Annotated in this window: 12 protein-coding genes; 5 read left to right on the plus strand and 7 right to left on the minus strand. The window is 63.5% G+C overall.

The window, feature by feature from the left end:
* Positions 1-11: 11 nt before the first annotated feature.
* From pbpC to ACRHIG_RS25020, 4 genes are read right to left on the minus strand one after another with little or no spacing between them, the layout of a single operon-like run.
* Positions 12-2096 (minus strand): penicillin-binding protein 1C, encoded by a 2085-nt coding sequence (gene pbpC, locus ACRHIG_RS25005; RefSeq protein ID WP_489630872.1) that lies wholly within the window; start codon positions 2094-2096, stop codon positions 12-14.
* A 17-nt stretch (positions 2097-2113) separates the two neighbouring features.
* A complete protein-coding gene (locus tag ACRHIG_RS25010) occupies positions 2114-3265 on the minus strand; it encodes an alpha-2-macroglobulin family protein (RefSeq protein ID WP_489628263.1) in 1152 nt (383 codons plus the stop codon).
* Entirely contained in the window at positions 3250-7857 is a 4608-nt protein-coding gene (locus tag ACRHIG_RS25015; protein WP_489628264.1) for an alpha-2-macroglobulin family protein, read from the minus strand. Before ACRHIG_RS25015 ends, ACRHIG_RS25010 begins: the two co-directional genes overlap by 16 nt.
* A complete protein-coding gene (locus tag ACRHIG_RS25020) occupies positions 7850-8167 on the minus strand; it encodes a hypothetical protein (RefSeq protein WP_489628265.1) in 318 nt (105 codons plus the stop codon). Before ACRHIG_RS25020 ends, ACRHIG_RS25015 begins: the two co-directional genes overlap by 8 nt.
* Before the next feature lie 178 nt (positions 8168-8345).
* Here ACRHIG_RS25020 and ACRHIG_RS25025 point away from each other — a divergent pair, with 178 nt between their 5' ends.
* Both ACRHIG_RS25025 and ACRHIG_RS25030 read left to right on the plus strand, forming a co-directional pair.
* Entirely contained in the window at positions 8346-9356 is a 1011-nt protein-coding gene (locus ACRHIG_RS25025) for an OmpA family protein (RefSeq protein WP_489630873.1), read from the plus strand.
* A 70-nt stretch (positions 9357-9426) separates the two neighbouring features.
* Positions 9427-10374: a YihY/virulence factor BrkB family protein gene (locus ACRHIG_RS25030; RefSeq protein ID WP_475413708.1), complete on the plus strand. Its 948-nt coding sequence runs from the start codon at positions 9427-9429 to the stop codon at positions 10372-10374.
* Positions 10375-10430: 56 nt separating this feature from the next.
* On the opposite strand, the gene ACRHIG_RS25035 is transcribed toward ACRHIG_RS25030, so the two are convergent.
* From ACRHIG_RS25035 to ACRHIG_RS25045, 3 genes are all read right to left on the minus strand, one after another.
* A complete protein-coding gene (locus ACRHIG_RS25035; protein WP_489628266.1) occupies positions 10431-11627 on the minus strand; it encodes an AI-2E family transporter in 1197 nt (398 codons plus the stop codon).
* Between the two features lie 72 nt (positions 11628-11699).
* Entirely contained in the window at positions 11700-12011 is a 312-nt protein-coding gene (locus ACRHIG_RS25040) for a BON domain-containing protein (protein WP_034758914.1), read from the minus strand.
* 82 nt (positions 12012-12093) lie between these two features.
* Positions 12094-12648, minus strand: coding sequence for a hypothetical protein (locus ACRHIG_RS25045; protein ID WP_071078642.1), 555 nt, complete (start codon positions 12646-12648; stop codon positions 12094-12096).
* Between the two features lie 268 nt (positions 12649-12916).
* Here ACRHIG_RS25045 and ACRHIG_RS25050 point away from each other — a divergent pair, with 268 nt between their 5' ends.
* The 3 genes from ACRHIG_RS25050 to ACRHIG_RS25060 all read left to right on the plus strand — a co-directional run bounded on the left by ACRHIG_RS25050 (position 12917) and on the right by ACRHIG_RS25060 (position 13928).
* Positions 12917-13363, plus strand: a complete 447-nt coding sequence (locus tag ACRHIG_RS25050; protein WP_034758920.1) for an outer membrane lipoprotein — start codon at positions 12917-12919, stop codon at positions 13361-13363.
* A gap of 66 nt (positions 13364-13429) precedes the next feature.
* Positions 13430-13582: a DUF3309 family protein gene (locus ACRHIG_RS25055; protein ID WP_010396415.1), complete on the plus strand. Its 153-nt coding sequence runs from the start codon at positions 13430-13432 to the stop codon at positions 13580-13582.
* A gap of 43 nt (positions 13583-13625) precedes the next feature.
* Positions 13626-13928 carry a hypothetical protein gene (locus tag ACRHIG_RS25060; protein ID WP_489628267.1) on the plus strand — a complete coding sequence of 101 codons (303 nt, stop codon included), beginning with the start codon at positions 13626-13628 and terminating at the stop codon, positions 13926-13928.
* Positions 13929-13985 lie beyond the last annotated feature (57 nt).

Raw genomic sequence — 13985 nt, forward strand, 5'->3', positions numbered from 1 at the left:
CCCTTCGTTGCTTACAGCAACTGCGCCAGCGCATTCCCCCGCACCTGAAACGCCACCCGCGCCACCGTCTTGCCGGCATCGTCGACGAGGGCCAGCGCATGCTTGCCCGGCACGGGGCGCCAGCTGATGCTCTCCGCTGCGCCGCCCAGGTCCTTGCCGTCGAGCACCCAGCGCAAGCCGTGGCTGCCTTGTGCCTGGAAGAACACGCGCTGCAGGGCGGGCGGGATGTCGGGGTCGATGGCGAGGATGCTGTCCTCGGCCGGATACACGATGGCGGGCGGCTTGACGGTGTCGCCCAGCACGGCGATGACGGGGCTTTCCGTGCCGACGATAAACCATTCGCGGCGCGGCGCTTCCAGCGCGGGCTGGTAGGCCACCATCTGCTGCAGCACGCCGGGCGGCGCCTTCGGCGCGTGGCTGGGCACGTTCTTGTGCAGGTAATCCATGACGTCGCGCCACACGGGCGCGGCGCCCGTCACGCCCGACACGTCCCACATGGGCTTGCCGTCGAAATTGCCCACCCATACGCCCACCGTGTAGCGCTCCGAGTAGCCCATGCACCAGTTGTCGCGCATGTCCTTGCTCGTGCCCGTCTTGACGGCGCTCCAGAAATTCGTCCCCAGCTCGTTGCGCAAGCCAAAGGTCATGCTGCGCGCGGCGCGGTCGGCCAGGATGTCGCCGACGATGAAGGCGGCGCCCGGCTCCATCACGCGGCGCCGGTCCTTGCCAGCCTGCCCAGGCTGCAGGCTGGCCGTGCTGTACAGCCCGCCATTCGCCAGCGCGCGGTAGGCGTTGGCCAGTTCCAGCAGGGTCACTTCCGACGAGCCCAGCGCCAGCGACGGGCCGTAGTATTCGGCCGGCTCCGTCAGGCTGGACAGCCCCACGTCCTTCAGGCGGTTATAAAAACCGTCCTGCCCCGTCAGCAGCACCGTGCGCACGGCGGGAATGTTGAGGGAGCTGGCCAGGCTGGTGCGGGCGCTGACGTAGCCCTTGAAATTGCGGTCGTAGTTTTGCGGCGCATACATGCCCGACGCCGTGGCGACGTCCAGCGGGGAGTCGTCCATGACGGAGGCGGCCGTCATCAGCCGGCGCTCGATGGCCAGTTCATACAGGAATGGTTTCAGGGTGGAACCGGCCTGGCGCAGGGCCGTCACGCCATCGACGTGGCTGCCGCCCGCATTGCCCACATAGGCGAGGATCTCGCCGCTGCGGTTATCTAAAACGACGATGGCGCCGTCGTTGACATTGCGCTCGCGCAAGGACGCCAGTTGCTGGCGCAGGTTTTCCTGCGCGAAGCGCTGCAAAGGGCCGTCGAGCGTGCTAGCGACCTGCGCGCCCGGCTGTTTCAATAACTGCTGCGCCACCTGCGGCGCGGGGGCCAGCTCCGCATACAGCGCATTGCGCTGCAAGGCCGTCTGCACGCGCTGGCCGATCAGCTGGCAGCTGCTGTCCATGCGCCATTCCTTTGCCAGCGCACAGGCGCGCCGCGTGACGGTGGCCGGCGGCGCGTTCGGCGCCCGCACCAGGCTGGCCAGGATGATGCCATCCGTCTGGTTCAGGCCGGACGGCGCCTTGCCGAACAGGCTGTACGAGGCGGAGGCGATGCCTTGCAGTTCTCCCCGGAATGACACGAGGTTCAAATACGCTTCGAAAATCTGCGCCTTGCTCCAGCTGTCCTCGATGGCTTGCGCGGCGCGCATCTGGTCCCATTTCTGGCGCAGGCTGCGTCCGCCCGAGGACGCCTGCAAGTCCGCATCCAGCTGGCCCGCCAGCTGCATGGTGATGGTGGAGGCGCCCCGGGATTTCTTGGAAAACAGATTGTCCCAGGCGGCCGTGGCCAGCGCGGATACATCCACGCCGCCATGGCGCATGAAGCGCTGGTCTTCCGCCAGCAGCACGGCCTGCTGCACGGCGGGAGAGATGTCGGCCAGCGGCACCCACGGCAAGCGCCGCACCTTCATGTCCACGCGCAACGATTGCAAGGGTGCGCCGCCGCGGTCCAGCAGCTGCGCTTCCGAACTGCGGTAGGCGGCCTGCACCTGGGCCGGCGTCAGGACCGCCTCGGCGAAGACCGGGCTGGCCAGCAGGCCGCCCATGATAAAAATCAAACTCTTCACTGGCCCACCTTGACATTCGCATTCGGCGCTTCGCCAAACATCTCGGGCGAATACATCGCTTCGATGCGCGTGGCCGGCAGGCTGAAATCCCCGGCATTGTTCAGGCGCACCGTGTATTCCACGCTCCAGTTGCCTTTCGGCACAAACGCGTAATACGCGCGGAAGGCGTCGAACGCGCGCTCCTCGAACGTGGGCCAGACCCAACCCGTGGACTTTTCACCGGCCGTCAGCAGCTGCGAATCGCGGCCCAGGCCATTGCCCAGCACGCTGGCGCTGGCGGGAATCGGGTCGTCGACCACCACCCAGCTCATGTCCGCCTGCGCCGATAAATCCAGGCGGACGCGGTAGACGTCGCCGCGCGACCAGGCACCCGCCGTCTTCTGCTCCACGGGCGTGATGGTTTTCCTGATCGTGTAGCCGCTGGAGACGGGCGCCTTGAGCGGGATGGCCGCCAGGCTTTGCACGGTGGCCCACGGCTTGCCCGTACCGCTGTGCGCCAGGCCCAGGGTGTCCATGCCCTTCGGCCACGCCTGCAGCACGGGGCCCACTTTCGCCGCGCCATTCCACACGAGCGCTTGCGTATCGCCGCCCAGCTTGACGGCGCTGGCGCCCGTCACTTGTGTGGACTCGAATTTGGCCGAGAATTTGGCGATGGCCAGGGTACCCCAGGCGTTGGCCACCGTCGTATCCCAGCGGCCCTTCTTCTGGCGGCCCATGCTGCCGCGCACCAGGCGGCCGATATCGTCCTTCCACGCCGGGTCGTCCATCACGGCCAGCAATAAACGGTTGGCGTTGACGTCGCCGGACACCATCAGCCACCACCAGTTATCCTTGCGCTCGGTGGAAAAGCCCATGGTCGTGCCCTGGAAATTCAGGCGCGCACGCAAGATCTGCTGCGCCTCGGCCAGCAGCGCATCGCGGCGCGCCAGGCCGGGCGTGCGTTGTAGCAACAAGCTCCAGTCGATGACGGCGGAAGTGGGCCACAGGTTCGGGCTGATGCTGATGCTCTCCAGCGCATCGGGCGGCACCTTGCCCGAACGCGACAGCGCTTCCAGCGCGGCCAGCTTGCGCACGGCCAGGTCGGTCGTGGCCAGCGCGGAACGGCGCACGATCTTGCCCTGCACGAAGGCCGTCAAGGCGGCTTCCATGCGGTTCTTCGTCTGTTCCGGAATCGCATAGCCCGCTTCCTGGTGGCCGACAGCACGTAGGCCGTCAGGCTGTCGCTGCCCTGCTCCATGATGGGGAAGTATTTCAGCATGCCATCGCTGTCCAGATAGGCGGGCAGGGTGGCGGCCAGCTTGTTCCACGCCTCCTGGTCTTGCAGGGCGATGGCTTTCGACGTGTTTTGCTCGAAGCAGGTGTACGGATAGGCGGCCATGTACTCGCGCACGCCGGGCAACTCGCCGCCCAGCCTGGCGACAAAGCTGGTCTGGATGCCGCCCCGGCCCGGCAAGGCGCCGGCCGGCATCTGCACGGACATATTGACGGGTTTCTCGATCTGCAGCAAGGTGGCTTGATACGTGCGCACGGGCGTGGCCTGGCCTACCTTTTGCGTGATTTTCAGCTTGTCCGTGTGGCTGCCCGCCTTGGCGACTATCTCCCAAACGACATTCTGCGCACCGAGCGGCACCTGGTAATCCCAGCCCGTTTCGCGCGCTTCGCCGGCAGCCAACGTCAAGCTTTGGCGCGGCAGCGCCTTGCCTGCCGCGCTGGCGTTGAGTTCCACGTTCAAGGATGCGGCCGAGGTGTTGCGCACAGTAAAACCCGCGCGCAGCTGGTCGCCTTCGCGCACGAGGGTCGGCAAGCCCGACATCAAGATCAAGTCTTGCGAGCTGCGGATGTCCGTGCTGCCCGTGCCAAACAATTCCTTGCCCGCGCTGGCGATGGCAACGATGCGGAAGCCCGTCAAGGAATCGTTGAGCGGCACTTGCACCGTCGCTTCGCCCTTGGCGTCGAGCTTGACGGTGCCCTTCCAGAACAGCAGGGTGTCGAACAGCTCGCGGCTGGCGCCCTTGCCGCCGCCACCGCCGGCCGGGAAGGCCTTGCGGCCGAAATGGCGCTTGCCGATCACCTGCATCTGTGCCGTCGCCGTTTCCACTTGCAAGCTGCGCTGCGCCATCATGGTATCGAGCAACTTCCAGCTATCGTTGGGCATCAGTTCCAGCAGCCCCGTGTCGACGGCCGCCAGCGCCACTTCGGCGCCGGCCGGCAAGGCCTTGCCGTCGGCGCGGCGCACGCGCACGGACACTTCCGCCTTGTCGCGCGTCTTGTACACTTCCTTGTCGGACACCACCATGACGTTCAGCTCGTGCGCCTGCCACCCCACGTTCAGCGGCGCGATGCCCATCTTGTAGGCCGGCTTGCCCAGGTCAACCAGGGCCGTCGGCTGCACGCCATCAACCCTGCCCCGCACGACAAACACGGACACATACACATTCGGCGCATAATTCGGTTTGACCGGGATGGTCACCACCGGTTCCCGGCCATTGAGCTGGCGCACATAGGTGTCGAGGATGCCTTCGCGCTCGACCGTGATCAGCGCCGTGCCCGCGCGGAACGGCATGCGTACCTGCAAGCTGGCTTCCTGGCCCGGTTCATAGCGTTTCTTTTCAGGCAAGACGTCGATGCGGTCATTGTCGCTGGCGTTGAACCACCAGTCGCCGCTGCCGGCCACCCACGTTTCGCGGTTGGCGACGGCCGCGTTGCCGGCACTGTCCTGCGTGCGGGCGCGCAACACCAGATTGCCGCTGGCGGGCGCCTTCACGTCGCAGACCAGCAAGCCCTTGTTGTCCGTCTTGCCCGAGCACGCTTGGCCCAGCTTGACGACTTCGCTGCTGTTTTCATACGCATAGAAGCCGCCGATCAGGCGCCGGCGGTGCGAATAGCTGTTGCGCTGGAAGAAGTCGACGGCCACAGGGGCATTCGCCACCGGCTTGCCATTGGTACCGAGCACGGCCACCGTGAACTTGAAGGCATCCTTGCTCAAGGCCCAGGCATCGGGCTTGATGCCGATCACATAGTTGGAGGGCCACAGCGGCACGCGCGTGGCCACCGAGGCCGTCTCGCCATTCGCATCCTGGAAAGCCATTTCCGCCACCAGGTCGCGCGGCACGGACAGCTGCGGCAGCTGGTCGATGACGATGCGCGCGCCGCCCGCCTTGTCCAGGGTCAAGCTTTGCGTGCGCGCGGCAGCCGCGCCGGCGCCGGCGGGGCCGCCACGGCCCTCGTCCTGCCACTCGCCCTCATCGTCGTCATAGCCCGTGCCCTGCTTGACAAGACCTTCCTTCACGTCGCCATTGCTGAAGCTATAGTCGGGATAGTCGGCAAACGTCACGCTCTTGTCCTGCAGCACCGTACGCAGCTTGACGGGCGCGTTGGTGGCGGCGCCGCCGGCCAGGTAGCTGATTTGCGCATCCAGGGCCAGCTGCCTGGCCTGCACGGCGGGCGCTTTCGGGCCCTGCAGCACGGCTTTCATGGTCGGCACGCGAAACGCTTCCACGCGGAATCTGCCGGACGGACGGCCAGCCATCGTCACGCTGTATTCGCCCTGCTTGGCGTCGGCGGGGATGAGCCAGTCGCTTTCCGCCGTGCCGCCGGCGGACCAGCGCAGCGGTAATTGATAGTTCTGGTCGCTGCCCTGGTGCGTGATGACGATGGAGGTGGCGCTGCCGGGGCCGTTGTTCTTGTCGACCAGGCTCATGCCCTCGCCCGTGTGCTTGCGGATGAAATGCTTCATGTGCACGGTTTCGCCGGCGCGCAGCAAGGTGCGGTCGAATACCGTCGCCAGCAGGGTGTTGTCGGCGCGCGTGTCGTCCGTGGGCAGGTTGAAACGCCAGGCTTCGATGCCGCCCACCCAGTCCGACAGGGTGAACGTCATGTCGCCGCCGCTGCGCGCACTGATAAAGTAGCGGCCATTGTTCTTGCAGCTGGAAGCGGCCAGCTCGCCGGGGATGTGCGCCACGCCGTCCGCGCCCGTGGCGCCCTGCCACAGCAGCTTGCCGGCGCAGTCGCGCACGGCCACTTGCGCTTTCGCAACAGGCGCGCCCTTGTCCAGCGACGTGACCCACACGAGCGACGATTGCGCGCCGTGCTTGAAGTGGGCCGCCAGGTTCGTCACCAGCGCGGCCGTGCGGATATACGCCGTCGTCGGCTTGCCCAGCAGCACCTTGCCGAGGATGGGGCTGGCCAGCTCGACTACATAAAAGCCCGGTTTCTGCAGCGGAATGCCGATCACTTCAAAGGTTTTCCTGCCATCGGGGCGCGGCAGGCTGATGGGGCGCGTGCCGGCGGCGTCCGCCAGCACGGATTTGCTCATGTTGCCCGCATACTGGGCGTACGGCTGCCAGTACTCGCCCCCGGCGCCATTGCCGGCCAGGCGCTGCATCCACTCGATGACGAACTTGTCGTCATTGTCGGGCACGCGCAAGGTGGCACCCGTGGCGGCAGCGGATGGCTGGGCGATTTCCTTGCCCGACAGCACGGGCTCGATATTGCGCACAGTGACGGGCAGCAAGCCGTCGCCCTTCGCTTCGATGATGCCGAACGGGGCCGGGAACTTCAGCAGCGGCGGCTGTTCGCCCGTGCGCACCGTCATGGGGAAGCGCGCGCGGTTGAGCAAGGCGCGGCCCGCATCGTCCTTCAAGCCCGGCGGCAAGCTCAGCACCAGGCTGGCCTGCACAGGGAATGGGCCATTGAAGACGGCGCCATACAGGAATTCCGCCTTTTCTTCCTCTTTGGAAATCGTCGGCGCATACGTCTTGCCGCCGCCCTTCAGGGTCATGGCGCGCACCAGCGACGCGCTCACGGGCGCGGAAAACTGCACGCGCATGGGCAGGAAGGGGATGCACTGCTCCTTCGGATTGCTGCGCTCGCAGCTGAACTTGGCCGTAAAATCGGGCCGCGTCTTGAACTGCAGGGTTTGCGCCTTGTCCGTAGCGATGCCGCCGGCGCTGGCGATGCCCTCGCCCCACACCAAGGATACCTTGGCGTTGGCGGGGAAGCTGCGCTTGCATTGCAGCACGGTCACGGGCAGCGGCGGCGCGCCCTTGCTGGCGACGGGCATGCCCGCTTTCCAGACCGTGCCCCGCTTCTTGAAGTACACGGTCAGGTAGCGGTCGAGAAAGCTCTTGCGCAGGGTCAATACCTGCTCCAGTTCCTTGCCTTTGAGCAGGCGCACGGGAATCTTTTCATTGATGCCATCGGCGCGGCAATACGCGTTGGCGGCCACGCTGGCCTCGTTCGGCGCGGCGTCCAGGCCCAGCACGAAGATCTGGTTTTCATCGATGTAGGGCTGGCCATCATAGGGCACGGCCTCGACGATGGCCGGACCTCCCATGGAAAAGCGGTAGGATGCCGTTCCCTGCAAAGGCTTGCCCGCCAGATCCTTCAGCCCCGGCTGCAAGGTGAAGCTGCAGGCCACGCCGGCCGGCAAGTCGCGCTCGAAATCGAAGTTCCAGTTGCGTTCGTCAGCCCAGCGCCCCGCGCCCGCCACGACGGCCGGCTCCGCCTTGCCGCAATCGATGGCGAACGGCGCGGGCAAGCCCATGTCGCCGAACGGCACCATCGGCGTGGCGAACTGGGCCCGTACCTGGCGCACGGCCTTGACCGTGCCGCTCGGTGAAAACAGGGACACGCCGCTATCGGCCCAGGCCGGCGTCGCCAGGCCCAGCGACAGCAGCAGACACAGCGGGCCCAGCTTGCCAGGCAGCGGGGAAGTAAGAATATGGCTCAGGTCAGGCACGGGTAACTCCTTGATGAAAAGTGGCGGAGCTGGCTGCGGCGCGCAAAAGTTGCTTGGCGGAAACCTGAAAAAGCAACAGAACGCGGCAGGAATACAACATCAATGTAATATTAGTTATCAAGCTCATCATTGTTGCTAATATACAGTGGCATGCAGGTGACAAGTCGTACGATTGCCTCTTGCCGCGCCGCCAGGAAAAGCCCGCGCTTGTAAAAATTTCACCAATAAAATTAGTTTTTTCAACACCAAAGTCTTTGTCGTGAATCTGCAACACCATTGATATACCGCAATGCTTTGTGCGCCAGCGCACCGACCACCTGAACCTGCAAACGTATTCTCTAGTCCAACAGCAGTGCATTTATCGCAAGAAAGCGCACCTGGAAGTGTGGTCTATCTCTAGCAATAGCACGTGTAGCAAGATGTCGTTTTGATGCCGTAGAGAAAATCTCTTATCAACGTTGGGAGTTACTTGTGAATAATCTAAAAAAATCGCCGTTGCCGCCGCAGTCCTGTGCTCCGCCCTCGGCGCACAGGCCCAGGAAATCAATCCCTCCTGGTATATTCAACCTAGCATCAACGCACTCAAGCCAGATTCCGACTTCGCCACGGACAAAACCGGCTATGGCGCAGGCTTGCGTTTCGGTAAGCCTGTTTCCCAGGACTGGGATATCCAGCTGGGCACCACGTATGCCCGCTCCAAGGATGGCGGTCAGCGCTACCAGCAAAATACGCTGGGCGTAGACGGCTTGTACATGTTCTCGCGTAAAGCCTTCCGTCCTTTCCTGCTGGTCGGTGCCGGCATGCAGCGCGACAAGGACACCAGCTTCGCCTTCGGTGAACGCACGAAGAGCTCGCCATACGCGAGCGTGGGCCTGGGTTTCCAGTCCAGCATCACGGAGCAGCTGTCCCTGCAGGCTGACGTGCGCAACGTGCACGGTTTCCTGCGCGGCAATACCTTCGATCCAAGCAGCAAATCCAACAACTACTATGTCACCGTGGGCCTGAACTACGCGTTCGACAAACCGGCTGCGCCGCCACCACCACCGCCGCCGCCGCCAGTGCGCGAGGAAGTCGTCGTCGTCGTGCCGCCGCCACCACCGCCACCGCCGCCAGCACGCTTTGAAAAAGTGACGATGTCGGCAACGGAACTGTTCGCGTTCGACAGCGCCAAGCTGGGTCCGACACAGACCAAGCTCGACGAAATCGCCCGCGTGCTGAACGCAGCGCCGGACGTCAACAACGTCGTCATCAGTGGTTATGCCGACCGCATCGGTTCACCCAAGTACAACCTGAAACTGTCGCAGCAGCGCGCTGATGCAGTCAAGGAATACCTGGTGGCCCACGGTGTCGCCGCCAACCGCCTGACGGCCGAAGGCAAGGGCTCGACCAATCCTGTCGTCACCTGCGATAACAAGAAACGTGCCGACCTGATCAAGTGCCTGGAACCAAACCGCCGCGTTGAAGTGGAACAGATCACCATCGAACGCCGCGTGCAGTAAGCTCGACAGTGGTACGCCACTTGTGAATAGAAAAAGGGGCTCGCGCCCCTTTTTTGCATTGAAAGCCATCATGAATTTCTCTACCCGCTATCCCAGGCTGGCCGGCCTGGCGCCGCTCAGCAGGCAGATGCGCAGTGTCATCGTCTGCTCCGTCACCGAATGGCTGGAGCACCGCGCCTCGAGCAAGGGCGCCGCCCTCGCCTATTACACCCTGTTTTCCATCGCCCCCATCCTCGTGCTGGTGATCGCCATCGCCGGCTTTTTCTATGGCCCTGCCGCCGCGCGCGGCGAGCTGATGGGGCAACTGCAAGGATTGCTGGGCACGCAAGGCGCAGAAGCCATCCAGCTGGTGCTGGCCGGCGCGAAAAACCATGAACAGGGCCGCATCGCCACCCTCATCGCCAGCGCCCTGCTGCTGTTTGGCGCCACCAGCGTGTTTGCCGAACTGAAGGCCAGCCTCGATGAAATCTGGCAAGTGCCACCGCTGAAGGAAGCCGGTGCCTGGGATATGGTGCGCACGCGCTTGCTCTCCTTCGGCCTGGTGCTGGTGCTGGCCTTCCTGCTGATGGTGTCGCTGGTGGTCAACGCCGCCATGGCCATCCTCGCCAACTTCTGGGAAGGCGTGTGGAAAGATACGGCCGTGCTGTTTACCATCCTGTCGAACCTGATCGGCTTTGCCGTCATCGCCAGCCTGTTTGCCGTCATCTATAAGATGCTGCCGCGCGTGCGCCTGTCCTGGCGCGACGTGGTGATCGGCGCCGTGGGCACGGCCTTCATGTTTTCACTGGGGAAATATGCGATTGGCGTGTATATCGGCAATAGCGGCGTGGCCAGCAGCTATGGCGCCGCCGGTTCACTGGTGGCCCTGCTGCTATGGGTGTATTACTCGGCGCAAATCTTCTTCCTGGGCGCCGAATTCACGCGCCAGTTCGCCCTGCAGTTGGGCAGCATGAAGGATATGCCGAAGACGGACGATGGCGACGTGCAAGTGAAGATACTCAAACGCCACCAGTCGTAAGCCGGCGTTCCTGATGCAACAACGGCGCCCGCGGGCGCCGTTTGCGTTGCCACAAGCTATTCGCCCAGCAGTTCCGCCACCACTTCCATGCCTTGCACGCGCTCGGCCACGACCTTCGCGATGACGATGATGGGCACGCCCAGCAGCAAGCCCCAGACGCCCCACAGCCAGCCCCAGAACAGCAGGCTGACGAACACGGCCGTGGGATTCATGCGCGCGATGCGCCCCGTCATCCAGGTGGTGACGAAGGTGCCCACCAGGGTGGCGATGGCCATCGACGTGCCCGTCACCAGCAAGACCATTTCCAGCGATTCGAACTGCAGGAAGGCGACCAGGCCCGTGGCGATGGTGATGAGCAAGGGGCCGAAGTACGGCATGATGTGCAGCAAGCCGGCCACGATGGCCCAGGCGCCCGCGTTTTCCAGGCCGATCACGCGCAGGGCGATCCACATCAGGACGGCCAGCAAGACATTCGTGACGAGCAGCATGAACATATAGTTCTGGATCGAGGTATTGATGTCTTCCAGGATGTGCACGGTGACCTTCTTGCGGCTCAACGACGGTCCCGTCAGCTTGACGAGCTTGCGTTTGAAGGTGTCGCCCGACAGCAGCAGGAAAAACACGAGGAAGATGACCATGGTGGCCTGGCTGAGAAAGCCCACCAGGCCCAGCGAACCGGCCCAGACCCAGTCCATGATCTTGAAGTTGGGCGCCTCGGCGGCGGCGGCGCGGCGGTTGTTGCGGCGCGCTTCGGCGCCGGCGGCCACTTGCTCGATTTCATTGGCCACGGCCTGCATTTTCTGGAAGGTACTGTTCTTGCCGCCCGTATTGGCGGCGATCAGCCGCGACAGCTTGTGCGTGGCGGCCGGTAACTCTTCCACGATGGATTCGAATTCGCCCTGCACGCGCTCGACGACGACGAGGGAACCGAACAGTATCAGGGCCGTGACGGCCGTGGCGCCGATGGCGCGCGGCAGGCGCAGCTTTTCCAGCCAGGCCACGACGGGATTGAGGGTATAGGCAATGAAAATGCCGAAGATGACGGGAATGAGGAATTTCTGTGCCCACTGCAGCGCATAGATGAAGCTGACGGTGGCGATGATGCCCAGGGCCATGCCGCGCGCGTTGACGTGCAGCGGCAAACGCAGCGAGGCGTCCGGGTGCTCGACGGGCGCGCCGGGAGGTGGCCCGGCAGGCTCGGTGGAGGCAGCCGCCACCGGCTCGGGCGGGGTATCTGTAGGCTGGATATGCATGCGATTCCCGCGACGGTCGGTGGAGGGCCGCAGTGCCAGCCATAGGGCTGGCCGCTGCGGCAGGTCAGGCCATTACTTGACGCGGATGTCGTTTTTCACCGACTTCACGCCCTTGACGCCACGGGCGACTTCGCCCGCTTTGGCGGCATCGGCTGGCTGGGCCACGAAGCCGCTCAGCTGCACCACGCCCTTGAAGGTTTCAACGTTGATTTCCGTCGATTTCAGGGTCGGCTCGTTGAAGATGCTGGCTTTCACTTTGGTGGTGATGGCCGCGTCGTCGATGTACTCGCCCGTGCCTTCCTTGGTTGGGGTCGAAGCGCAGCCTGCAACGGCGAACAGGGAAGCGACGAAAAGGCCAGTAGCGATAGATTTAGTGAATTTCATGGTTTTTTCCTTAGGAGTGGTCAATCAATGTGCTCACAATGAGCTTCTTATACCAGCGTGGTGCCTGCGCGCCGGAGGGCACTCAGTAGCCAAACTGGGTTTTTGCAGCCTTGATACAGTCATCCTTGGCTGCGCCGGCTAATGCATCGCATTTTTCTGTCGCGACCTTGTACTCGGCTTTTCTTTTTGCTTCACGCGCATCGCTGCGCGCTTCGATGACTTTCTTGTCCGCCTTGGCGTCGGCCAGGGCCGCCACCTTGGTGGACTTGGCCAGCTTGACGCAGACATCCTTGTCGTTGCCCGTCAGCGCATTGCAGCGGGCCAGGTCGACGTCGTAATTGGCATCGGCAATCTTGATGCGCGCCTTGGTATAGGCACGCAAGGTATTCGTGTATTGCGCCTGCGCCACGGCTTCATCGTAGGCGCGCACGGCCTTCGCTTCAGCGATGCAGACATCCTTTGGGTTGCCCGTGATTTTTTCGCACTCGGCATGCGCCAGCTTGTAGTTCAGGCCAGCCTGTTCATTGGCCGCCTTGTAGGCTGCTTTCGCTTCCGGCGTGGCCGCCACTGCCTGGCCGCCCCAGGCGGCGCATGCCAGGCTGACGACGATGGCGGTGAAAAGCTTATTCTTGTTCATGTTGTATTTCTCCCTGGTGGTAGCAAGCATGTCTGCTTGGCATGACTACCGTTTTACGTGGATCGTGGCCACTCTTCTGTACGCTGCCGTACACAAGTAATTTATTTTGAAAGCGGAAGGCAGACAGGGAGAAATAACAACGTTTTGGCGGATCGTTCCAGCCAAAAGTGCCGTTTTGATACCAAATAGGTACGTGCGGCAGCGTACAGACCGGGGACGGGGGCATGACTAAGATGGCACTACACCCTCACCTCGTCAGGAGAATAAAATGAAAACCAACGCCACCTTGGCTGCACTGATGCTTGCCGCCACCGCCGTATTGAGCGGTTGCGCCACCGGTCCTTCCCAGTCACAACAGTATTACCCGGCCAACCAGCCTGAGTCCGCCATGTACGGCACCGTCGATTCCATCCAGATCGTGCAGGGTGGCGGTCAAACCAGCGGCGCCGGCGCCGTGGTCGGCGGCATCGCCGGCGCCCTGCTGGGCAATACCATCGGTTCAGGCAGCGGACGCACGGCCGCCACCGTGGCGGGCGCCGTTGCCGGCGGCGTGGTCGGCAACCAGGTGGAAGGCCGCAAACAGCAAGCCCAGGCTTACCAGATCAGCGTGCGTCTCGACAACGGCGAATACCGCACCGTGGTGCAGGACAACGCGAATGATTTGCGCCCAGGTAATCGCGTGCGCGTCGTCGACGGCCGCGTCTACCGCTATTAATTTTCGGCGGAGCTTGTCAGCAGGCATCCGCCATCCGCATGAGTCGTACGATAACAAGGAGTTGCCATGGGCACCATCATTCTGATCATTTTGATCCTGGCCCTGGTCGGCGTCCTGCCTACCTGGCCGCATAGCCGCAACTGGGGCTACGGCCCCAGCGGCATCGCCGGCCTGGTCGTAGTGATACTGATCCTGCTATTACTGACGGGCAGGTTGTAAAAAAGGCGCTTCGGCGCCTTTTCTATTTCAAGGAGGAAATATCATGACTATCCACAACACACTCTTGGCCGCCCTGTTCGCCTGCAGCGTGGCACCACTGGCACTGGCCCAGACGGCCACGCCGCAGCCGGGCGACCCGCAACGCTGGTACCAGGAAGACATCACGGCGCAAGCCCAGCTGCGCACCCTGCGCAAGGAAATCGCCGCCGCCCTGACCGAGGCCAAAAAAGCGTGCCGCCTGGAGCCATCCGCCACGCGCGCCAACTGCCTGAAGGAGGCGCAGGATACTTACCGGCAAGACATGGCGAATGTGGAAAAACTGCGTGCAGCGGCCCATCCGCAGTGATGCGTCGTGCTGTTGCGACGCCAGACAAAATTGCAACGCCTGACAAAACCGTCGCGA

The organism is Janthinobacterium sp. C22, from assembly GCF_057919405.1.

What these genes read in the sequence shown, in the direction of transcription:
- pbpC (WP_489630872.1), bottom strand. Translation starts at nt 2,096, where the DNA reads ATGGGCGGCCTGCTGGCCAGCCCGGTCTTCGCCGAGGCGGTCCTGACG.
- ACRHIG_RS25010 (WP_489628263.1), bottom strand. Translation starts at nt 3,265, where the DNA reads ATGGAAGCCGCCTTGACGGCCTTCGTGCAGGGCAAGATCGTGCGCCGT.
- ACRHIG_RS25030 (WP_475413708.1), top strand. Translation starts at nt 9,427, where the DNA reads ATGAATTTCTCTACCCGCTATCCCAGGCTGGCCGGCCTGGCGCCGCTC.
- ACRHIG_RS25035 (WP_489628266.1), bottom strand. Translation starts at nt 11,627, where the DNA reads ATGCATATCCAGCCTACAGATACCCCGCCCGAGCCGGTGGCGGCTGCC.
- ACRHIG_RS25040 (WP_034758914.1), bottom strand. Translation starts at nt 12,011, where the DNA reads ATGAAATTCACTAAATCTATCGCTACTGGCCTTTTCGTCGCTTCCCTG.
- ACRHIG_RS25045 (WP_071078642.1), bottom strand. Translation starts at nt 12,648, where the DNA reads ATGAACAAGAATAAGCTTTTCACCGCCATCGTCGTCAGCCTGGCATGC.
- ACRHIG_RS25050 (WP_034758920.1), top strand. Translation starts at nt 12,917, where the DNA reads ATGAAAACCAACGCCACCTTGGCTGCACTGATGCTTGCCGCCACCGCC.
- ACRHIG_RS25055 (WP_010396415.1), top strand. Translation starts at nt 13,430, where the DNA reads ATGGGCACCATCATTCTGATCATTTTGATCCTGGCCCTGGTCGGCGTC.
- ACRHIG_RS25060 (WP_489628267.1), top strand. Translation starts at nt 13,626, where the DNA reads ATGACTATCCACAACACACTCTTGGCCGCCCTGTTCGCCTGCAGCGTG.